Annotated in this window: 17 protein-coding genes; 8 read left to right on the top strand and 9 right to left on the bottom strand. The window is 64.8% G+C overall.

What is annotated here, in order from left to right:
- The first annotated feature begins 98 nt into the window (after nt 1-98).
- Nucleotides 99-875, top strand: a complete 777-nt coding sequence (locus IRI77_RS34100) for an ABC transporter ATP-binding protein (RefSeq protein WP_228486466.1) — start codon at nt 99-101, stop codon at nt 873-875.
- On the top strand, nt 872-2,461 hold the full coding sequence (locus tag IRI77_RS34095; protein WP_194449391.1) for a hypothetical protein: 1,590 nt from the start codon (nt 872-874) through the stop codon (nt 2,459-2,461). The genes IRI77_RS34100 and IRI77_RS34095 overlap by 4 nt, the downstream gene beginning before the upstream one ends.
- Nucleotides 2,462-2,467: 6 nt before the next feature.
- Here the strand turns inward: IRI77_RS34095 and IRI77_RS34090 are convergent, their stop codons facing one another.
- Both IRI77_RS34090 and IRI77_RS34085 read right to left on the bottom strand, forming a co-directional pair.
- Nucleotides 2,468-2,815, bottom strand: a complete 348-nt coding sequence (locus IRI77_RS34090; RefSeq protein ID WP_194449390.1) for a hypothetical protein — start codon at nt 2,813-2,815, stop codon at nt 2,468-2,470.
- Nucleotides 2,812-3,903: a sialidase family protein gene (locus IRI77_RS34085; RefSeq protein ID WP_194449389.1), complete on the bottom strand. Its 1,092-nt coding sequence runs from the start codon at nt 3,901-3,903 to the stop codon at nt 2,812-2,814. The genes IRI77_RS34090 and IRI77_RS34085 overlap by 4 nt, the downstream gene beginning before the upstream one ends.
- Nucleotides 3,904-3,974: 71 nt before the next feature.
- Between IRI77_RS34085 and IRI77_RS34080 the strand changes: the two genes are divergently transcribed.
- A complete protein-coding gene (locus tag IRI77_RS34080) occupies nt 3,975-5,120 on the top strand; it encodes a redoxin domain-containing protein (RefSeq protein WP_194449388.1) in 1,146 nt (381 codons plus the stop codon).
- On the opposite strand, the gene IRI77_RS34075 is transcribed toward IRI77_RS34080, so the two are convergent.
- Nucleotides 5,102-6,991 carry a DEAD/DEAH box helicase gene (locus tag IRI77_RS34075; protein WP_194449387.1) on the bottom strand — a complete coding sequence of 630 codons (1,890 nt, stop codon included), beginning with the start codon at nt 6,989-6,991 and terminating at the stop codon, nt 5,102-5,104. The two genes, IRI77_RS34080 and IRI77_RS34075, sit on opposite strands and share 19 nt — an antisense overlap.
- The gene (locus IRI77_RS34070) at nt 6,988-8,160 is read right to left on the bottom strand and encodes a DNA polymerase Y family protein (RefSeq protein WP_194449386.1); all 1,173 of its coding nucleotides are present in this window, start codon (nt 8,158-8,160) and stop codon (nt 6,988-6,990) included. Before IRI77_RS34070 ends, IRI77_RS34075 begins: the two co-directional genes overlap by 4 nt.
- Before the next feature lie 129 nt (nt 8,161-8,289).
- On the opposite strand from IRI77_RS34070, the gene IRI77_RS34065 reads away from it, so the two are divergent.
- On the top strand, nt 8,290-9,270 hold the full coding sequence (locus IRI77_RS34065) for a bifunctional heptose 7-phosphate kinase/heptose 1-phosphate adenyltransferase (RefSeq protein WP_194449385.1): 981 nt from the start codon (nt 8,290-8,292) through the stop codon (nt 9,268-9,270).
- An 80-nt stretch (nt 9,271-9,350) separates the two neighbouring features.
- Entirely contained in the window at nt 9,351-10,178 is an 828-nt protein-coding gene (locus tag IRI77_RS34060; protein WP_194449384.1) for a hypothetical protein, read from the top strand.
- A 191-nt stretch (nt 10,179-10,369) separates the two neighbouring features.
- Here IRI77_RS34060 and IRI77_RS34055 read toward each other — a convergent pair whose 3' ends face one another.
- Nucleotides 10,370-10,756 (bottom strand): hypothetical protein, encoded by a 387-nt coding sequence (locus tag IRI77_RS34055; RefSeq protein WP_194449383.1) that lies wholly within the window; start codon nt 10,754-10,756, stop codon nt 10,370-10,372.
- A gap of 53 nt (nt 10,757-10,809) precedes the next feature.
- Between IRI77_RS34055 and priA the strand changes: the two genes are divergently transcribed.
- Together priA and IRI77_RS34045 are read left to right on the top strand one after the other, a co-directional pair.
- Nucleotides 10,810-13,230, top strand: coding sequence for a primosomal protein N' (gene priA / locus IRI77_RS34050; RefSeq protein WP_194449382.1), 2,421 nt, complete (start codon nt 10,810-10,812; stop codon nt 13,228-13,230).
- Nucleotides 13,227-13,997 carry a GNAT family N-acetyltransferase gene (locus IRI77_RS34045; RefSeq protein ID WP_194449381.1) on the top strand — a complete coding sequence of 257 codons (771 nt, stop codon included), beginning with the start codon at nt 13,227-13,229 and terminating at the stop codon, nt 13,995-13,997. The genes priA and IRI77_RS34045 overlap by 4 nt, the downstream gene beginning before the upstream one ends.
- Here the strand turns inward: IRI77_RS34045 and IRI77_RS34040 are convergent.
- Nucleotides 13,973-14,371 (bottom strand): DUF4260 domain-containing protein, encoded by a 399-nt coding sequence (locus tag IRI77_RS34040; protein WP_194449380.1) that lies wholly within the window; start codon nt 14,369-14,371, stop codon nt 13,973-13,975. The genes IRI77_RS34045 and IRI77_RS34040 overlap by 25 nt on opposite strands.
- Nucleotides 14,372-14,472: 101 nt before the next feature.
- On the opposite strand from IRI77_RS34040, the gene IRI77_RS34035 reads away from it, so the two are divergent.
- Nucleotides 14,473-15,681, top strand: a complete 1,209-nt coding sequence (locus IRI77_RS34035; protein ID WP_194449379.1) for a glycoside hydrolase family 172 protein — start codon at nt 14,473-14,475, stop codon at nt 15,679-15,681.
- Between the two features lie 44 nt (nt 15,682-15,725).
- Here the strand turns inward: IRI77_RS34035 and IRI77_RS34030 are convergent, their stop codons facing one another.
- The 3 genes from IRI77_RS34030 to IRI77_RS34020 form a co-directional block, all read right to left on the bottom strand.
- Nucleotides 15,726-17,096, bottom strand: a complete 1,371-nt coding sequence (locus tag IRI77_RS34030) for an ATP-binding protein (RefSeq protein WP_194449378.1) — start codon at nt 17,094-17,096, stop codon at nt 15,726-15,728.
- A gap of 88 nt (nt 17,097-17,184) precedes the next feature.
- A complete protein-coding gene (locus IRI77_RS34025; protein WP_194449377.1) occupies nt 17,185-18,375 on the bottom strand; it encodes a TlpA disulfide reductase family protein in 1,191 nt (396 codons plus the stop codon).
- Nucleotides 18,376-18,378: 3 nt separating this feature from the next.
- On the bottom strand, nt 18,379-20,682 hold the full coding sequence (locus IRI77_RS34020; protein WP_228486465.1) for an ATP-dependent RNA helicase: 2,304 nt from the start codon (nt 20,680-20,682) through the stop codon (nt 18,379-18,381).
- Nucleotides 20,683-20,687 lie beyond the last annotated feature (5 nt).

The following is a 20,687-nucleotide window of genomic DNA, read 5'->3' as shown; positions in this document are numbered from 1 at the left end:
AAAGCGTAGCACGCTGCCGCTGGATCCAAATGATTGGCTGCTGACAGAGGGAAAGTCAGCGTGCAATTGTGTCTATAATGCCCGCCAGGAGTTAGCAATTGCAGGATCCGATGGTCGTATTTGTCGATGTCCGGTTCGGGTACGGCCGGGCCGAGGTGCTGCACGGGCTCTCATTTACCGTGGATCGCGGCGCCATCATGGGGATGCTCGGGCCGAACGGGGCGGGCAAGAGCACCTGCATCAAGCTGATCGCGGGCATCCTCACGCCAGGAATGGGAGCCATCACAGTCGATGGACTGCCGCTGCCCGAGCGCGCAGTCGACGTGAAACAACGCATCGGTTATGTGCCGGAATCCGCCATGCTGTTCGAGTCGCTCACGGGCCAGGAGTTCCTGGAGCTCTCAGGCCGCTTGCATGGCGTGGAGGAGCCGCTGCTGCAAGCGAGGATCTCCGCCATTCTCGAAACATTCTCTTTGACCGCCGAAGCGGGCGACAGGCTGAACGCGTACTCCAAAGGCATGCGGCAGAAGATCCTGATCGCGGCCGCGCTGCTCCACAATCCGGACCTGCTACTGCTGGACGAACCGCTCTCCGGCCTCGACGTCAACGCCGCGATCCTCATCAAGGATCTGCTCGCGGCGCTGGCCGCGGCCGGCAAGACCATCCTTTACAGCTCGCATGTGCTCGACGTGGTGGAAAAGATCTGCAATCGGGTGATGATCATCCACCAGGGCAATCTCATCGCCAATGACACGCCGGAGGCCCTGCGCGAGGCCACCAGCCAGGCGACGCTGGAGCAGGTCTTCCGCCAGTTGACCCACTCGGTGGATACGGATCCCGGTGTCGCGCGCATCGTCGATGCGCTCAGGCCATGAAAGCCCTCAACCCACTGCTGCGCATGTGCGGCATCGACCCGGTGCGCTATTGGCTGCTGCTTGGTTTGTTCGGCAAGATCAGCGAACGGCGCGAGATGCTGGGCCACCTGGGCCGCGACGGCTTCACCCTGAAGGCCGCCACACTGCTCTATGCTGTCATGGCCGGACTGTTCAGCATTCTAATGTTGATGGCAGCGGCATCGTTGCGGGGCTACGCCGGAGTCTTCCTCTTCATGACCGGCTTCCTGCTGTTCACCATCCTGCTGACGGAGACCAGCAACAGCCTGGTGAATCCTACCGAAGCACTGATACTGGCGCACCAACCAGTGGACGGCGCGACCTATACGGCCGCCAAGCTGACGCACCTTCTGCGTATCGTGCTCTATCTTGCACCCGGCCTGAATGTTGTGCCTGCCCTGGTGGCCTTGTTCATACCCGGCTGTCCCCTTTATTACCCGCTACTGCACCTGGCCGGCACGCTGGCCGCCGGTCTGTTCATCGCCCTACTCTGCTGCTCGATCTTTGGCTGGCTGCTGCGCATCGCCCCTCCGTCGCGCGTTAAGTCGTGGGGCCAGGCAATCGAACTGGTGCCCCTGATCTTCCTCTCTCTGCTGCAGTTCGTGCCGCGCGTGTTCACCCGCCTGCCCTTCCAGATCGCACTGCCGCAGGATCCAACCTGGCGCAACACGCTCATCGCGGGCTTCGCAGTCGTCGCGTTGGCCGTGAGCATCTCCGGAATTCGAGCCCTCTCGGGCGACTTCCTGATTCGCGTCTCGAGCATGGTGCAGGGACGCGGCACTCGCGCCCGGGGCAGCAGGCGCTCGTGGCTCGGCGATCTGGCGGCCCGGCTGTACGGCGGCCCTCCGGCCCGGGCCGGCTTCCACTATGTCTCGGCCATGATGTGGCGAGACTGGCAGTTCCGCCGCCAACTGGTGCCGATGCTGCCCATGCTCATCCTCCCGTTCATCGAGATGCGCCGCATCCCTTCCGCCAGCGTGTTCGCTCCCGGTTTCTCGCCCGTCCACCTGGTGCCGCACATCATCGGGGGCCTGCTGTTCTTCATCAGTACGCTGCTGGCCTATGGCTCTGACTACAAGGGCGCCTGGATCTTTCTGCTGGCTCCTTCGGGCAGCCTGCAAGGCATTGCGAATGGAACTCACGCCGCCTTGTGGACGCGCATCATCCTCGCGCCGCACGTAATCCTGCTGTTGATCACCGCCTGGTTTTGGGGACCGCTCGACGCGCTGCTGTTCGCCGCGTTCAGCATGGCAATGGCGTCGTTCTATCTGAGCCTGGAATTGCGTCTGATCGAAGGCCTGCCGTTCGGTAAACAACCCGAAACCACGCGCAGCCCGTTCATGATGCCGCTGATGCTGGGCGGCGGTCTTGTCATGGCCGCCATCGTCGCGGTTCAATACTTCGTGATCTTTCACTCGCGGCTGGCTGTCCTGGGCGTAACCGCAATTGTGGCCGCCGGTGCCTGGGCCATCACTCGCGTTTCACTCAAAGCCCTGGGGGAATCCATCCGATTCCACCTCGGCCTGGTGTCCGCCGAGTCCGGCACGATCTACCACGAGATTGACTGACCCCCCTCAGCCCGGCACCGCCGGTACGATCATGCGCTCGTCCGGATCCGAGTGGAAGAACGTGAGCTGGAACGTCCCCATCAACTCGGCCTCCGGCTTCGCTGCCAGTTCGCCGGGCAGCCGCCGCGACGCTTCAGAGAACTGCATGCCCAGACCCTCCAGCCGCGCAACCAGCGGGGCCATGCACGCCGCCGCCATCTCGAACTGGATGCACACCGAAACATTCGAGAATTGCTGGAAGCCGGTCACCCAGCCGCCGGCGGCGACAATGGCGTCCTTCACCTGGCCGGTCACCCCATGCCGGTCCTGCTTCGTCGACGCGTTGATTTGTACGAACTCCACCGTCCGGCTCACTTCGGATTTGTGCGGAACTTCTCCACGCGGTGAAAGGTCAGGAAGTTCGCGTCATGCCCGCGCGGTGCTCCACCCTCCTCGTCGTCGAACGCCGTACGCGACGCCACGATGAGATCGTCGCCATCGAATTGCCAGTCGACATACTGGAACGCGTGCTTCTCCACATCCGGATGCGACAGCACGATCCTCTCCACCGTCCAGTGCCGCAGGTCCGGAGATGACATCAGCGCCAGCGTATTCCGCACTGATGCCGGATCCTTGGCCGACCGCTCGTACTTTTCCAGCGCCGGGTTCGACAGCGTCCAGTAGCGTTTGCTCTTCTTATCCCAGCGGATGGTGAACTTCTTCGCGCCGCCTGGGAATGGCACCAGTCCTTCAAACTCGAACTTTCCGCCCTTCAGCTTCACAATCGCGGCCTTCTCCAGATTGGCAACGCGCAGTATGTCCAGCATCTCGCCCTTGCGGTCGACGATCGCGTTGCCTTCCAGCCAGTGGTCCCCTTCTCCGGCCAGTTCCTTCGGATACCGCAGGCGCTCCGTCTTCGTCCAACTCTTGGGATCCATCAGGTCCGACTTGAGCGGCGCCGAGATCAGGAACGCCTCGAAGAAGCCCCACTTGCCCTGCGGATGAAACTCGAAGCCGCGCCACAACCGGCCGCCCTTTTCCGCCATCGGCACCGGAGCCGTGTGGTAGCCCGTATCCTCCGTGAGGAACGCCGGAGCGCTCCACGTCACGCCCCCATCCACCGACTTGCGGATCACGATCCGCCCGTACTCATAGGTCGTCCCCATCAGGTAAAGCTGCCCGCGGTGCATGAACAGGTTCGACCAGAACTGATCAGAAAACTCGGCCGTCTTCGTCCACGTCTTGCCCCGATCCGTGGAGCGGAACACGCGCGACACCGCCGACGTCGATTGCGTCGATCCCTTGCCGAAGAAGTCGTGCGACGCCACATACGCCCCGCCGGGCCCAATCGCGATGGACGGCGATCCAATGTATTGCTGCGTCTTCCCGGGATGATGATCGATCACCACACCGGGCGGCGCCGCGGCGGCCTGGCTCCACAGCAAAAGGAGTGCAAGAATCATGGTGACGATTATCCTTCAACTGGCGGCCCGATCCGCGATAGGCTGTACCCATTACCCGAGGAGATGAGCCCATGTCGAGATGCTCCGCCTTCGTCCTCCTGAGCCTGGCCGCGGCCGCTTTGGCCTGCGGCGAGGAAGACACTCACCGCACGCTGGCTATCGGTTCTCCAGCGCCCAACTTCTCCCTGCCCGGCATCGACGGCAGGACGCACCAGCTCAGCGAGTACTCGTCCAGCCCGATCCTGGCCATCGTCTTCACCTGCAACCACTGCCCCACGGCCCAACTCTACGAAGGCCGTATTAAGAAACTGGTCAGCGACTACTCCGGCAAGGGCGTCACCTTCGTCGCCATCCAGCCCAACGCGGCCGATGCCGTGCGCCTCAACGAACTCGGCTACACCGATGTCGGCGACACCTTCGAAGACATGCAGCTCCGTGCCGCCTACCGCCAGTTCAACTTTCCTTACCTCAATGACGGCGAGACACAAGCCGTGGCCGAGGCCTACGGACCCAAGGCCACGCCGCACGTCTTCGTCTTCGATGCCGAACGCAAGCTGCGCTATGAAGGCCGCATCGACAACAGCCAGCGCGAGTCTCTCGTCAAGATCCAGGATCTGCGCAACGCGCTCGACGCCATGCTCGCCGGCAAGCCCGTCGCCGTGCCGCACACGCCCGTCTTCGGCTGTTCCACCAAGTGGCGCTCCAAGCACGCCAGCCAGGTGGAGGAGATGAAGAAGATCGAAGCGGAGTCCGTCACCATCACCGCCGCCAGCATCGACGACCTCAGGAAATTGCGCGCTAACGCCACCGACAAAGTGGTGCTCGTCAACTTCTGGGCCACCTGGTGCGGACCCTGCATCAGCGAGTTCCCCGCCCTGGAGACCACCTTCCGCATGTACCGCGGCCGCGACTTCAACCTCGTCACCGTCGCCACCAACCTGCCCGATGAGCGCGCCGGCGTCATCAAGGCCCTGGAGAAACAGCACGCGTCCAGCACCAACCTGCAGTTCGCCTCCGAAGATACCTACGCCATGCAGGCCGCCTTCGATGCCAAGTGGGAGGCCGGCGTCCCCTACACCGTCCTGCTGGCGCCCGGCGGCAAGGTGCTCTACCAGAAGCAGGGCGAAGTGGACATCCTGGAGCTGCGCCGCGTGATCCTGGGCAATCTGCCGGATCCCGACTACCTGGGCCACCGCGCCTACTGGGCCGCCAGGTAGCCCTGCGCTCCGGCCAGCGCCGGGTTCTTCCAGTCAGAATCCGACAGGAACAGCAGCAGCCGCGCCTGCGCCCGGCTCAAGGCCACGTTGATCAGCCGCGGCCCCAGATCCTCGCGGCTCAGAAACCGGCCCGCCGCGTCCACGGGATCGAACAGGATGGTGTGACGCTCGCTGCCCTGCACCGCGTGCGCCGTCGTGATGAGTACACCGCCACAGCCCTGCCGCCGCAGCAGATGCTCGATCAATGCCCGCTGCGCGCGATACGGAGTCACCACCGCGATCTGCGAGGGCCGTGTGTCGAGCAACAACCGCGGCACCAGCTCCGCAATCGCCCGCGCGGACTCTTCCCGCACCAGCCCCTGATAGAGCGGCGACCACAATGCCTGGCTCCGCACCGGCGTCACCCGCAACTCGTGTCCGGCCCGCTCGGCATGCCACAGCGGACTGGCCAGCGCATCGCCCGCCACCCGCAGCCGTCCCTCATAGAACGCCTCGCTCACCAGCCGGCAGATGGGCTCTGCCATGCGTGACTGCTCGTCCAGGAACTCGGTTGCCTCGCCCTGCTCCACCACATCGAACGCCGTCCGGCCCAGCCAGCGCGCCGCCGGCCCGTTCGACGCCGACGCCTTCACCACCGGAGCCAGTTGCCTGGGATCCCCGGCAAACAGCGCCCTCCGTGCCAGCGGCAGCAGCGCCAGCGCATGCGCCAGGCTCACCTGGCTCGCTTCGTCGAAGACGATCAGGTCGTACGCGCCCGTGTCCTTCAAATCCTGCACGCCCATCAGCGCCCGGGCCGTCGTCATCGCCGCCAGCCGCGCCCGCTTCAAGGCCGCCAGGATCCGCGTCCGCAGCTTCGACCGCACCTTGCCCACCGCGTCCTTCCAGTTCGCATACGTCGGCCCGTCCGCCGGATCGGCCGACTGCGCCTCCAACTTAGCCAGCGAGTCCAGCAGGTGCAGGCTGTGCGCCGGCAGCAGGTGCGGCCGCGTCACATACTGCGCGGTATCGAAGTTCGTTCCGATGCGCTGGCACACCGGACGCTCGCCGCGCTGCTCCAACTGCTTGTCCACGGCCAGCAGCGCCAGGTCCACCGCGGCGTTCGTATTCGCCACCAGCAGCACACGCCCCTCCGGCCGCTGGATGAGGAACTGCGCCAGCAGCGCCCCCAGCGTCGTGGTCTTGCCCGTACCCGGCGGCCCGTGCAGCAGCGAAAACCGCCACCGCGGCAGCGCGAAGGCTCGCCGCTGCGCCCGCCTCAGCCAGGGATAGGGGGCATCCTCCAACCCTTCACCGCCGGCCGGATTCGCACCCGCCCGCATCGCCTCATACCACTCCAGCGCCTGCGCCGACCAGTTCTTGTCCTGCCACAAGTCGGACAGCTTCTGCAGGAACTCCGGTGGGTACAGGTAGATCTTGCGGCCCGCGCACGGCACCGCTGCACTGGGGCCGCGCAGCCACAGCACGCCCTCTTCCGGCAGGATCGAGACGATCTCCGCCGCGCCCTTGCCAGGATCCGGCCACCACGCCCGCGCCCCTTCCAACGACACATCCAGTTCGTCCGACACCACGCGCAGGCACCACAGCGGGCCGTCCCGGTAGACCTCTTCCACCTCGCACTCCACCGGCCGCGCTCCCGCCTGCCGTTCCGCCTGCACCGCCGCGCGGATCTCGTTCAGCACCCGCTGATCCACCTGCGCGCCTTCGGGCTCCGGCGTACTCACCACCACCAGCGGATGCGTCCGCCGCGGCAGCGTCAGCGCGCCAAACGAGTCGAAGCGGATCTCCACCCGCTCGCTCCACGCCCGCACCACCGTGCCGTGCCCGAACACCGCATGCCCCACCCGCGCGCCCGGTATCGTCTCGGCCGTCATGCCGTTTTCAACTGCAGTTCGTCGCCGCGGCGCACAATCGAGGCGCCGTGTTCCCGCCGCAGGCGGTCGACAATCGCAGCCAGTTTCAAGTCATGCTCGCGCCGGGTGGAATCCGGCGCAAACAGGTCCATCTGCGGCGAGGGCCGATAGACGCGGCCCGCCTTCAACGTCAGCGCCCGCAGCCGCACCCGCCGCGTCCACGCCCCTTCCAGCAGCCCCGGCAACAGCGCGAATGTCTCGCTCTCCAGCGCCGTCGGCTCCGCCAGTTCCATACTCTTCCGCGACTCTTCGTGATCCGTATACCGCACTTCCAGCGCCAACCGCCGCACCTCCACACCAGCCGCGCGCACCTGGGCCATCAGCCGCTCCAGCATGCGCCGCAACGTCGCCAGCAGCACCGGCTCCTCCCATACGTCTTCCGGAAATTCGAGAAACTCGCTCCACCCCGGCTCCGACACCCGCTTGCGGCCGACAGGCTCCTCCGAAACGCCCTGCGCCCGGCGCAGCAGCGGCAGCGCCCCGCGGCCCAGCACCGTCGCCAGCGCATCGATGGGCGCGCCCGCGAACTGCCCGATGGTGCGCAGCCCCGCCACCTCCAGCGCGTCCAGGGAGCCCATCTCCAGCCCGGGCAAGATCCGCAGCGGCAGCGGAGCCAGGAACACACGCTCCGTCCCCGGTGGCACCACCATCTGCGCGCCCGGCTTGCGCAGCCGCGCCGCAATCCGCGCCACCATCTTGTTGCTGGCGATACCCGCTGAAATCGACACCCGCAGCCACTCGTGCACCGTGCCGCGCAGTTTCGTAATCACATGCTCGGCGTCCTGCCGGTTCCAGCGCTCCGCTCCGGTCAGGTCCAGCCATGCCGCGCCCACCTCAGCCGGCTCCACCAGCGGAGTCGTCTCACGGCACAGCCCCAGAATCTGGTCGAAAAATCGTTCGTAGAGATCGAAATGCGCCGGCAGCACCACCAGGGCCGGCACCGCCCGCCGCGCCCGCGCCATCGGCCAGCCGGGACGAATGCCCAGCCGCCGGGCCTCCACGCTCGCCGACAGCACCACCCCGCGCCGCGCGCCGCCCACGGCCACAGGCCTGCTCCGCAGCCGCTTATCGGCAGCCTGCTCGATGGAGGCGAAGAACCGGTCGCCATCCCAATGGACCACGGTGCGCATGTTGGCTTTCAGTGTAAATTCTTACACTAAACCAGGGCCCGCGCAAGGCCCGTGTGCACCGCCTGCAGAGCAACTGGATTCTGCCTGCATAGGATACTGATTCTGCCTGCATAGGATACTGGAATCTGGATGTTGAACGCCCGCCGCGCTAATGAATTGATCCGCCGTTTCGCGGATCTCCGGGTCCTGGTCGCCGGGGACCTGATGCTGGATGAGTTCGTCTGGGGCAATGTCGCCCGCATCTCGCCCGAGGCGCCCGTGCCCGTCGTCGAGGTCACCGGCGAGTCCTTTTACGCCGGCGGAGCCGCCAACGTCGCCCGCAACCTACGCGAGTTCACCCCGGGCGTCAGCGTCGCCGGACTCACCGGAGCCGATCCCGCAGGCGAACGCCTCACCGGCCTCCTGCGCGACGCCGGCATCGACTCCACCTGCATCCTGGAAGACCCGAACCGCCGCACCATCGTCAAAACACGCGTCGTCGCCCGCCATCAGCAGGTGGTCCGCATCGACCGCGAATCGCGCCTCAAGCCCGACGAACGCCAGGCCCGCGACCTGCTCGCCCGCCTGGAAGACGCCCTCAGCCGCTGCGACGCCCTGCTGCTCTCCGACTATGCCAAGGGCTTCCTCACGCCCGAGGTCGCCCAGGGCTTGTGCCGTCTTGCCAAGGGCAAGATCATCACTGTCGATCCCAGCCCGAAGAATCCGCTGCCGTGGCAGGGCGTCACAGCCGTGAAGCCGAACCTGAAGGAGGCCCGCGCGGCGTCGGGGTTAGGAGACGAAGCGGAGCCGGAGGCGGCAGGAACTGAACTGCTGCGGCGCTGGGGTACGGAGATGGTCCTGCTCACCATGGGCGAGCAGGGCATGCTGCTGCTCCATCAGGGCGAAGCGGTCTATCACACCCCCACCCGGGCCCGCGAAGTCTTCGACGTCTCCGGAGCCGGAGACACCGCCATCGCCGTCTTCACACTGGGCCTCGCCGCCGGAGCCTCGCCCGCGGAAGCCGCCGAACTGGCCAACCACGCCAGCGGAGTCGCGGTCGGCAAACTGGGCACGGCCACGGTCAATCCGCGGGAATTGGAAGAGAGTGTGCGGGAAATCCACGGGGAATAGCGCAGGTTCTTCCCCGCCCCCCCACGAAACCACGGAGTATACGCTTCGTACCATTGACGCACGTGACAATTTTATCTACGATGCGCGCAGTGGCTTTATCTCGCTTTTCCGTACCGATATTTTTGATGGCTGTTTCCCTTTTAGGGCAGCCCGCGAGTGTGGACCTTACCATCAGCCCCGATAGCGCGCCTCGCAACGCAGGCCGGGCATCCACCAGAATCGTGGCCCGGGTCAAATCCGAGTCACCACCTCGATCCGTCGTCCTTCGATTGTCCGATGAAGCGGGCAAAACCCTCTCCACGCTCGGCGCCATGCACGACGATGGCCTGAACGGTGATGCTGCCGCGCACGACGGCAGCCACACGCTGCAAATGACCCTCCCCATCGACAAGATCGGCGTCTACTATTTCCAGGCCCACGTCGAACTGCCGCCGCCGCTTTCGCCACTCGACTCCAAGGCCGCCCCGTTCTGGGTGTCCGTCACAACAGAGATAAATTCGGACAACGATCTCGACGGCTCAAATGATGGAAACATCAACTCGGTTATCGTCGCGATCACGCAGACCGGCATTCGAAGGCTGCGTATATATCGATCGAATTCCGCCAGCGGTCCCTGGGATGAGATCTTCCCATTCGGGAACAAACCATCCAACTTCGACGACGAGAGCAGAGGGATCCCCAGACTCTTCGATCCCGACAAGGCGGCTACGACCCGGGATCGATACTATCGGGTGACTGCCTACGACGCATCGGGAGTCCTGAAGAAGACGTTCCGGCCAGTCTATATCCCAGCATATGCGGAGCAGGATCGCCTGCTGCGCCTCGTGGTGAACCCTGTCGAATCTCAGGCCGTGACCGCCAAGCCACCAGCAGCCGCAGAGAAACGAGCAATAGAGCGAAAACGATAGTGGGCGGCAGGAGCACCCCGCGGATCCGGCGGCAGTTTGTTTCCCCGGTTCATGCGCCCTGGGCAATACGGCGGAACCGGGAGAACCGGCATGGATTGGTGCGGCCAACTCGCCCCTCCAACGCAGAAAAGCGGCGCCCCAGCCCTCAGGCCGGTGCGCCGCTTCTGTTTGCGAAACTTTCGCTGCCCGGACTACTTCTTCTTCGCTTCGAACGGACGAGCCTGGCCGCCTTCGCGCGCTGCGGTGCCCTTCAGGCTGTCGCCTTCGACCGTGCCCTCATAGGCCGTCTTCATCTCACCGTTCGGCGTGGTCATCACCACGGTGAACGAGAACTTGTTGCCGTCGATCTTGCCGTCCTTGATTTCGCTGGTACGGGGCTCGTTGTCGCCCATCTTCATGGCGATGCTGCCCGTCAGCTTGGCTCCGTCGGACTTCAGGTCAAACGTTTGCGTAATGGTCATCTCTTCGCCATTACGATTCATCTTGCGCTCGGAAACCCACTGGCCGTCGATGGCGGCTGCCAGGGCAACGCCCGCAAGCATCAGAACACACACAAAAAGAGTGATGAAAGTTTTCATGGAACAGCTCCTGCAACAATGAAAGAGCCGTTGCCCGTGCCAAAGGTTACTGCGTGCCGACCTTTTTTGAATACATCGACGTCAGCCTGCCCGTTCCTATCGATCGGCCTTTTACCTATCGTTTGCCCGAAACGCTGCGCCATCGCGTAGCGCCCGGGTGCCGCATCATCGTACCCTTCGGCTCCCGCAAACTCACCGGCGTGATCCTCCGCGCCCATAACGATCCGCCCTCCGTCACCGCCAAGGAAGCCCTGCGCCTACTCGACGCGGAACCCGTTCTGGAAGAGAAACTTCTGGCCCTCGGCCGGTGGGTAGCCGACTACTATTGCGCTCCCCTGGGCGAGGTCCTGCGCAGCATGGCTCCGCTCACCGGCGAGGTCCGCCGCACCCGCGTCTGGGCCCTCACCGACAAAGGCCACTCCGTCATCCGGCAACTCCTCATCGGCGAACCCGGCAACGACACCGCCGTCGACCTCTTGCGCCTGCTGGAACAGCGTGCCCTCTCGGAAACCACCCTCGAGCGCAAGTTCCCCGGAGCCAAAAAGCTCCTGAAAAGCCTGGAGAAGAAAGGGCTGATCGAACTCGAGCAGAACCTGGCCGAACGCGACCCCATGCGCGCCCCCGCCGCCCGCCTGCGTGTCGAATTCCAGGGACGCCCGGCCGAGGTCAAACTCACCAAGCAGGAACGCGAACTCGTCGCCTATCTCGAACTCCACCCCGGCACCCACAATCTGGAGGAACTGGAGCTCCTGGTCAAGGGCGCCTCCCAGGCTGCGCGCGCCATGGCTCGCCGCAACCTGTTGATTCTCAAGCCCGAGGCCCTCACCGCCGACACCTCCTGGGCAAAGCCCCGCCACGACCTGAACCCCGAGCAGCAGGCCGCCTACGACGAGATCCGCAAGGCGCTGGACGCCCACCACTACCAGACGTTCCTCCTGCGCGGCGTCACCGGCTCAGGCAAAACCGAGGTCTACCTCAGCGCCATCGAGGCCGCCCTCCAGCTCGACCGCGGAGCCCTCCTCCTGGTCCCCGAAATTGCCCTCACCCCCGCCATGGCGGGCCAGTTCCACTCGCGCTTCGGCGACCAGGTCGCCATCCTCCACTCCGCCTTCAACGACAGTGAACGCGCCGAGCAGTGGCGCCGCCTGCGCAGCGGCCTGGCCAAGGTTGGGGTCGGCACCCGTTCCGCCGTCTTCGCCCCCGTCGCCAACCTGGGCCTGATTATCGTCGACGAAGAGCACGACCAGAGCTACAAACAGGAAGAGACGCCGCGCTACAACGGCCGCGACGTCGCCATCGTCCGCGCCCGTGAAGCCAAGGCGGTGGTGGTGCTCGGCTCCGCCACGCCCAGCCTGGAGAGCCGCTACAACGTCGAGCGCGGCAAGAGCCGCCTGCTGGAACTGCCGGTCCGCGTCGGCGACCGCCCCATGCCCACGGTCGAACTCATCGACATGCGCGAGGAGTTCCTGGAGACCCGCCAGAACGGCCTCTTCTCCCGCAAACTGATCGAAGCCATCGGCGCCAAGATCGAGAGCGGCGAGCAGACGGTGCTGCTGATGAACCGGCGCGGCTTCTCGGCCTCGGTCGCCTGCCGCTCGTGCGGAGAACGCGTCCAGTGTGTCAACTGCGCCGTCGCCCTCACCTTCCATCGCCGCGACAACCGCCTGCTGTGCCACTACTGCAACTTCGCCCAGCGGGTGCCGCAGGTCTGCCCTCATTGCGGCAGCGAGCACATCTACTTTCTGGGCAGCGGCAGTGAGAAGGTCGAGGACGAGCTCCACCGCCACCTGCCGCGCGCCCGCATTGCCCGCCTCGATCGCGATACGGTCACCGGAAAAAATCGTTATGAGCAAATCCTCGGCGGATTTCGGGAGGGCAATTACGATATCCTCGTCGGGACGCAAATGATTGCCAAGGGCCACGACATCCCGAACGTCACGCTCGTGGGCGTCGTGTCCGGCGATATCGGGCTGGCCATGCCCGACTTCCGCTCCGCTGAACGGGCCTTCCAACTGCTCACCCAGGTCGCGGGCCGCGCCGGCCGCCACTCGCTGCCCGGCACGGTCCTGATCCAGACCATCAATCCGGATCACTACGCCATCCGCTGCGCCGCCGAACAGGATTTCGGCAAGTTCTATGAGAAGGAGCTGCAGTTCCGCCGCCTCATGCGCTACCCGCCCTTCTGCGCCATGGCCAACATCGTCGTGCGCGCGGAGAAGCAGGAGGACGCCCTGCGCATGAGCGGCCAGATCGCCAACCTGCTGGGCATGCCGGAAGAGGGGATCAAGGTGCTCGGCCCGGCCGAGGCGCCCGTCCCGCGCCTCAAGAACGAATTCCGCTATCAGACCTTGATCAAAGCCATCTCGCGTCCCAAACTGAATGAGCTGTTGAAGTGCCTGCGCCAGCACGCCCTGGACGACAAGTGGCCGGCCACGGCGCTGGTGGTGGATGTCGACCCGATGAGTCTTCTATGAGAGGCTGGGAACGCAACGCGGGCAACCTGTCCGCCTCTCTCTCTTTCTACGGTCCGTGGGAGATGCGCGGAGGCGTGAAACTCATCACCTCTCCCGTGACTTACTCCGTCTTCAACATCGCCCTGCTGACGGATCCCGTCTCCGATCTGGAAGGCGAGATGGAGCGCCGCATCCGCATCGCCGAGGCGCACTACGCCGCGAAGCAGCGCCAGTGGTCATTCTGGGTTTGCGAGGACTTTCTCGGCGCCCGCACGGCCCGCCGCGTCCTGAAGACCTTCGAGAACGCCGGCCTCATCTGCATCGCCGAATCGCCGGGCATGGAGACGGACGAGATGCCCGCTCCACGTCGCGAACTGCCCCCACTGGAGTACCGCAAAGTAGAGGATCGCACCACCCGCTCCGACTTCTCCCGCGTCGTCTCGCAGTGCTTCCACATTCCCACCGCCATTTCGCAGCGGATCTATGAATCGGGCGAGCCCTGGCATGCGCCGCTGGAGATCTGGCTCGGCTACTTCGACGGCTATGCCGTCACCAGCACCGCCGTCATCGAGGCCGCCGGAGCCCTGGGCATCTACTCGGTAGCCACCTTGCCCTCCTGGCGCGGACGCGGCATGGGGGAAGCCGTCATGCGCCACGCCGTCGCCGACATGCGGCAGCGCGGTGTGCGCGGCCCACTGGTCCTGCAGTCCTCCCCCGCCGGACTCGACCTCTACCGCCGCCTCGGCTTCCGCCGCACCACCCGCTACTCCGTCTTCGCCACAGCCTGAAGTACGGTCGTGTTGAATGTGTGCCGGTCCGGGCTCAGGTGCGTGTCCTTGAAGTGAGTCGGATACTTCAGCCCGTAACCCAGCATCCGGTCAAAGCCGAGATGCGCGAGCCAGATGAATGCCAACGGCAAGAGCATGGGCCGGCCGGCCCCAATGGAGTACAAAAGCAGCAGCAGGGGACCCACATAGGTGTGGAACGCATTGTAGGCAGAGGCTCCGGTCCGGGCGTTGGCCAGATAGCCGAGCATCGAGAGATCGGGTGCCAGAAAGAGCAGCGCGAACAGGCTCCAACTGCCGTGATTCGAGTGATAGGCGAAGAGGCTGAACGCAAACACGGCGGCGCCTTCCAGGTGCAGGAGTGGTCGAGGGGTCACAGTCTCGTAGGATTATCCGGAAGCGGCGGACGATTCAGGACTTCGGCGTCACGCTGCCTGCTTGGCCGCCTGCAAAACAGCAGTGGTACACTTGCGTTCGCATGAAACCCCTTGCTGCCGTAATGATCGTCCTGTCGTTCACCAGCCAGGCCCAGGAACTCTATCGCAGGCAGCCCGCCGCTCAGACGCGCTGGGCTACCTTCGAAAACCCCAAAGCGGCCAAGGGTCAGGCCGGCCTCGAGAACAAGGGCGCCAAAGGCCGGCCGTTTCAGCCGCTGGCCGCCGGAGAAACCAAGACCCTGCTCGACGTCCAGGGCAGCGGCAGCGTCCGCCGCATCTGGATCACCATCTCCGATCGCGATCCCGCCACGCTGCGCACCCTGAAGCTGGAAATGTACTGGGATGGCGCCAAGACCCCGGCCGTCTCGGTCCCCTTCGGAGACTTCTTCGGAGCCATCCATGGCCGCGCCGTCAAATTGGAGAATGAGTTCTTCGTCAACCCCGAGGGCCGCTCGTTCAACTGCTATATACCCATGCCGTTCCGCACCGGCGCCCGCATTACACTCACCAACGAATCGGGCCACCTGGTGAAGCATCTCTTCTACGACGTCGATTTCCTCGCCACGGCGAAACCCGATCCGGAGGCTCTCTACTTCCACGCCATCTGGCGCCGCGAGCAGCCCACGCAGCTCGGCCACGACTTCGAAATCCTGCCGCAGGTGAAGGGCGAGGGCCGCTTCCTCGGCACACATGTCGGCGTGATCGCCGCTCCCGATCTCACCGGCTGGTGGGGCGAGGGCGAGGTCAAGATGTTCCTGGATGGCGACACGGCCCAGCCCACCATCGCCGGAACCGGCACGGAGGACTACATCGGCACCGGCTGGGGCCAGGGGCTCTACCAGACCCGCTTCATGGGCAGCACCGTCGGTGACAAGGAAACCCGGCAGTATGCGTTCTACCGTTACCATGTGCCCGATCCCGTCTACTTCCACACCGGCCTGCGCGTTACACTCCAGCAGATGGGCGGCGACAGCAAGGCGAATGTGGTGAAGTTGCTCGAACGCGGCGCGGCCATCCGGCCGGTGAGCATCGATGTGGGCGGCGAACTCGTCCCCTTGATGGATAAGCCTGACGGCTATATCCTCGCCGCGGATCCGGCGCCAGCGGACAGTTGGGTGAACATGTACCAGCGCCAGGACGTCAGCGCCGTGGCCCTGTTCTATCTGAATGCCGCCGAGAATGGTCTGCCGCCGCTGGCCCCCGTGGCGCAGCGTACGGCCGCGCTTCCGTCGCCGCCAGAGGCGAAGTGAGCACCCGCGCCCGCTTGGCGAGGTGATTTCAAAGTGGGGCCGACTCAGGCGGAGATCGGCATCTGGACGGACGCTTCCGCCGCTCCGCTGGCCACCCGGCGGAGCTTCGCACTGAATCGGAACGTTGAACCCGTTTGAGGGGTGGAATCCAGCGTAATGGTCCCGCCCATCAGTTCCACGAGCTTCGAGCAGATCGCCAGGCCAAGGCCCGCACCGCCATGCTGCCGCCGTAGTGAGCCATCCACCTGCACGAACGAGCGGAAGACCGCATCCTGCATTTCGAGGGGAATCCCCAGGCCGGTGTCCCTTACGGAAAACTCAACCGTCAGGGCGTCGGCGGCAGTTTGCCCGTCCGCATCCGTCATCACGACATCAACGAAGATCCCGCCCTGGGCTGTGAACTTTAGGGCATTCCCGATCAGGTTGATCAGCACCTGGCGCAGCCGCCCCGCATCGCCGATGAGCATGCGCGGCACGTCAGGCCCGATCTTGAAGTGGAACTCGAGGCCGCGCTGGTGCGCCTGCACCGCGAACATCCGCCGGACCTCATCCACCAGGACAGGCAGCTCGAACGCATCCTCGAAGAGTTCGAGGTGCCCCGCTTCAATCCTCGAAAGATCCAGCACTTCGTTCAGCAGCCGCAGCAGCGCATTCCCTGAAGTCTGCACCATCTCCAGATAGTCGCGCTGGTCGGCCGTCAGTTCGGTATCCAGAGTCAGCCCCGTCATGCCGAGGATGCCGTTCATCGGCGTCCGCAGCTCATGGCTCATGTTCGCCAGAAACTCGCTCTTGGCCCGGTTCGCCCGTTCCGCCTCCAGCCGCGCCTGCTCCAGTTCCTGGACCTTCACTTTCAGAAGTGCATGATCGTGCAAGCCAGCCCAATAGCACCGGTTCAGATTGCGGCCCTGCCAGATCATGAAGAGGCTGTAAGCGAGAATTCCGCAGGCCAGCACAATGCCGCGCTGTCCGGAATCGAGCACCAGCATCAGAATCACGGGCAGCGAGTAAGCCACCAGATTCAGCCGCAGCAGATCATAGTGTGAGATGAGCGTCGCAATGGAACCGGAGCCGATGCCCAGCATCATCAGCAACGCAAAGTTGGAGTTCCACGACCCCACCGGGTAGGAGTACACGGCCAGGCCGAAGAACGCGCCCCAACCACAGGCAGTCCCCACCACATTGGCCTGAAGCAGCAGCTGGAATTCGCTATAGGAAGCAGTTGCATCCGGCCGCCGCAGGGTGAGCCGGATCCGCATCAGCATGAACGCCAGCATCCACACAGCCAGCAGGGAGAAGGAAACAGGAAGATCGCGGTAGTAGTCTCCGCCCAACCCCAGCAGAGCCACACAGAAGACCTGGGCTACGCTGGAGACGCGGCTTCGATGCGCCAGGTCCTGATCCGCCCGCAGTTCCAAGGCCGCCTCTGCGGCGGAGACACGAGTCGCAGTTCTGGCTTTGAGTCCCAAGTCCTACACATCGCAGCTGAGCCCCGATTCTTTAGACTTATTTGAGAAGTTTTTGGACCAACGAATCCGTTTCTTCTTTTAACTTGCGGTGTTCTTCCGGATTCGCCGGCCCGGCAAACCCCGCATGCACGGCTTCCACACGGTGGTCGCGCCCCAGAAACAGCGTCGTCGGGAATGCGCCGAAGCTCGCCAGTTGCGGCAGCTTTCGCTGGACTTCGCCGTCCTCCGTCGTGCCGGCCAACAGCACCGTCCAGGGGATGTTCAACAGCCGGGCAAACGCCTTCAGTTGCCCCCGGTCACGCTCGATTTCCCCTGTATATTCAAAGCCTAACGAGACAATCTCCAAGCCCTTTGCATGATACTTGCGATAAAGGTCAAGCAAGAACGGAGCCTCATCGTGGCAGTTCGGGCACCAGCTTCCCGTGATAGTGACGATCACGGCTTTGCCGTGGAACTTCGCATCGGCCAGCGACACCGGCTTGCCGTCCAGATCGTCGAACTGGAAAGCAAACGGTTCCGCCGGATTCTTGACCGCGATGTAGCGCGTCGGATCCGGAGGCTCCGGGATCCCCATTTGAGTGGCCTTCTCCGCCCGCACGCCGCGGAACTTCGGGCCGCCCGTCGTCGCCCCGCGCAGCGTTCCATCGGCCTGCATCTCGAATTCAACACGCGTCGCCCGGATCCCGTCGAAATGCGTCAAGATCAGGTGGTTCCCGTCGACCTGGCCGCTGAGCGTCCCAAAGTCGCCATCGATCCGCTGGATCGTCCCTGTCACCTGGTCGCCCGACTGCCGGAACCGGCCGTCCATCACCCTTACACCCTGCTTCGCCTCGGTCTCCAGCCGCCACAAGCCGGCAAACTGAGCCGGTTTTGCGGTACTTGGCGCCGGCGATTGGAACGGTTTTGCGGTGAACAGCAGCGTCACCGGGCCCACTCGCTTGCGGCGGACGTAACTGCCCTTCAACACCCCATTCTCCATTGACGCCTTCAGGACGGAGTCGAAGTAGTCCCACTTCAGCTCCAGCGAACCCTTGGCAAAAGTGCCGGAACTCGACCAGATCCTCTTCTCGCCGTCCAGGATGGCGCCCCGCAGCGGAACGCTGCCTGCAAACTCCAACCGGAAGGCCACAGGCTGCCCCTCCGATGTCACCGCAGCGTCCCAGATACCTTTGGGCGCTTGCGCCAGCAGGGTCGCCGGCAACAGGAAGAGAAGGGCTTGGAGTTTCATTACTTAATCTCTATAGACATTATATGGATTTTCCGGCCAGGAGTGCCTTGGATAACGCCGGGACAACTCTTTCCGTACCTGGGGATACAGGCGTTCCCAGAAGCCCGCCAGATCCTGGGTCATCTGAACGGGCCGCCGGTTGGGCGCCAACAGGTGCACCACCAGCGGCGTTCCGTCTCCGATTCTAGGCGACTCAGCCATGCCGAAAAAGTCCTGTAAGCGGGAGGCGACCCACGGGGTCTGGCCCGGCGCATATTGCACTTTGGCGCGGCGGCCCGACGGCAGTTTGATGGATTCCGGAGCCGCCCGCTCCAGCGTGCGCTGCGCATTCGGCCCGAGCCCGTCCACCAGGGCGCGCTCCAGGCCGCCGTCCCGAGTCATCTGTTCCAGTTCGCGGAACGAGCTCAACCCGTGGCTCAACCTGCGTAGCGCCGATTCCAGATCGACATCGGGGAGACCGGCAAACGCCGCGCGGTTCCTCAAAAGCTGAATGGACTCCGCCTCGGCAAACCGGTGCACCCCTGCCTCGACGGCCTTTGCCGCCAGCAGCGCGGCCGCCTGTTCAGAATCAGAGGTTTGCCCGCGCGATTCTTCCAGTACCAGGCTGTCGTAGAGCAGCGCGCTGACGGCCTCCACCCGCTCCGCCGTGCGGTTCCAGGTGACGGTTTCGCGCGCCGTAACACGGTCAGGGAACAGGTCCAGCAGCCAGTCCGCCTGAATCGGGGACGCCTGCCGGACGATCGGGAGCCCCTGGTCCGGCCGGTCCTCGATATCCAGGGCAACCACAAACTCCGCCGTTTCGACGCCTTTGTCGTTCAACAGGACCGCCGAAGCCCCGCCGCTCAGCAGCAGTTCGTTGGACTTGCGGCGGCGGGCCACGCGGTCTGGAAATGCACGCAGGTACGCCTGGGGTAGCGGATCGTGCTGGCTTCGTTTCGGCGAAGTCAGCCGCAGAAGCTGGTCTTCGATCTGCGCCGCCTGGGGACGGTTGCCGGCAGCCAATCCCGCGGCAGCGGCACAGCCTTCGACTCCGCCGTGGATCGCCAACGCCGCCAGGCGAGGATGCAGCGGCAGGGCGGCGATCCGGCGTCCGAAAGGGGTGATCGCGCCGTTTGCGTCCAACGCCCCCAGCCGGTGCAGGAGATCTTCGGCCGCAACCAGCGCGGCCTCCGGCGGAGAGTCCAACCACTGCAGATCCAAGGGATTGCGCAACCCCGCGGCATGCAGGTCCAGGCACAACTGGGCCAGTTCCCGGCGCGTGATCTCAGCCGTGTCGTAGGCCGGACGGCGCAGAAAGTCTTCCTTGGTGTAAAGCCGGATGACGCGCCCCGGCCCGGTGCGCCCCGCACGGCCGGCCCGCTGCACGGCGGACGCCTGCGCAACCCGTTGAATTTCAATGCGCGCCAGGCCGGTCCAGGGATTGTCTTTGGGGATCCGCGCCAGGCCCGAGTCCACCACCGCCCGGACACCCTCGATCGTAATCGACGACTCGGCCACATTCGTGGACAGAATCACCTTCCGCTGGTCAGAGGGCGCGACGGCGCGATCCTGTTCCTGCGGAGAAAGATCGCCATAGAGCGGCAAAACCAGCACACCGCGATGGTCCGCAAAGCGCTGCAATGCCCGCTGGCAGCGGCGGATCTCGGCAGCTCCGGGCAGGAACACCAGAATGTCGCCCTGGCTCTGTTCCTTCACCAGCGCTTCCACGGCTTCCGCCACCTGGGTCTCCAGCGAATCCGCCGAATGCGGCGTATACCCGACCAAAAGGTCAAATAACCGGCCGTCGCTGCGCAGCACCGGACACCCACCGAGAAATGCGGAGATCGGCTCGCCGTGCAGGGTAGCGGACATCACCACCAGCCGCAGATCCGGCCGCCGGGTCTGCTGCAACCGGTGCAGCAGCGCTAGTGCGAGGTCACCCTCCAGATGCCGTTCATGGAACTCATCCAGGATCACCGCATCCACATTCTTCAAGTCCGGGTCGGAGAGGAGCTGCCGGGTCAGCACGCCTTCGGTGAGGAACCGCAGCCGCGTGGAAGGCCCGCCCACTTGCTCGAACCTGACCTGATACCCGACCGTCTGGCCGGGCTGTTCGCCTAGTTCCGACGCGACCCGCCGGGCCGCCAGACGGGCCGCCAGACGCCTCGGCTCCAACACCAGGATTTGACCCTTCAGCGCGCCCAACAGGGCAGCCGGTACGCGCGTGGTCTTGCCCGCTCCGGGCGGGGCTTCCAGTACGAGATTCGGGGTGGTGCGCAGCGACTCGAGAATCGAGGGGATCAGCGCATCGACGGGGAGTGCGATCACGAGAC

Source organism: Paludibaculum fermentans (genome assembly GCF_015277775.1).
Lineage (GTDB): Bacteria > Acidobacteriota > Terriglobia > Bryobacterales > Bryobacteraceae > Paludibaculum > Paludibaculum fermentans.
Note: the sequence above shows the minus strand (reverse complement) of the source record. Positions and strands in the feature narration are given on the sequence as shown.

What these genes read in the sequence shown, in the direction of transcription:
- IRI77_RS34075 (WP_194449387.1), bottom strand. Translation starts at nt 6,991, where the DNA reads ATGACGGCCGAGACGATACCGGGCGCGCGGGTGGGGCATGCGGTGTTC.
- IRI77_RS34070 (WP_194449386.1), bottom strand. Translation starts at nt 8,160, where the DNA reads ATGCGCACCGTGGTCCATTGGGATGGCGACCGGTTCTTCGCCTCCATC.
- IRI77_RS34055 (WP_194449383.1), bottom strand. Translation starts at nt 10,756, where the DNA reads ATGAAAACTTTCATCACTCTTTTTGTGTGTGTTCTGATGCTTGCGGGC.
- IRI77_RS34025 (WP_194449377.1), bottom strand. Translation starts at nt 18,375, where the DNA reads ATGAAACTCCAAGCCCTTCTCTTCCTGTTGCCGGCGACCCTGCTGGCG.
- IRI77_RS34065 (WP_194449385.1), top strand. Translation starts at nt 8,290, where the DNA reads ATGTTGAACGCCCGCCGCGCTAATGAATTGATCCGCCGTTTCGCGGAT.
- IRI77_RS34045 (WP_194449381.1), top strand. Translation starts at nt 13,227, where the DNA reads ATGAGAGGCTGGGAACGCAACGCGGGCAACCTGTCCGCCTCTCTCTCT.
- IRI77_RS34085 (WP_194449389.1), bottom strand. Translation starts at nt 3,903, where the DNA reads ATGATTCTTGCACTCCTTTTGCTGTGGAGCCAGGCCGCCGCGGCGCCG.
- IRI77_RS34080 (WP_194449388.1), top strand. Translation starts at nt 3,975, where the DNA reads ATGTCGAGATGCTCCGCCTTCGTCCTCCTGAGCCTGGCCGCGGCCGCT.
- IRI77_RS34060 (WP_194449384.1), top strand. Translation starts at nt 9,351, where the DNA reads ATGCGCGCAGTGGCTTTATCTCGCTTTTCCGTACCGATATTTTTGATG.
- IRI77_RS34095 (WP_194449391.1), top strand. Translation starts at nt 872, where the DNA reads ATGAAAGCCCTCAACCCACTGCTGCGCATGTGCGGCATCGACCCGGTG.
- IRI77_RS34035 (WP_194449379.1), top strand. Translation starts at nt 14,473, where the DNA reads ATGAAACCCCTTGCTGCCGTAATGATCGTCCTGTCGTTCACCAGCCAG.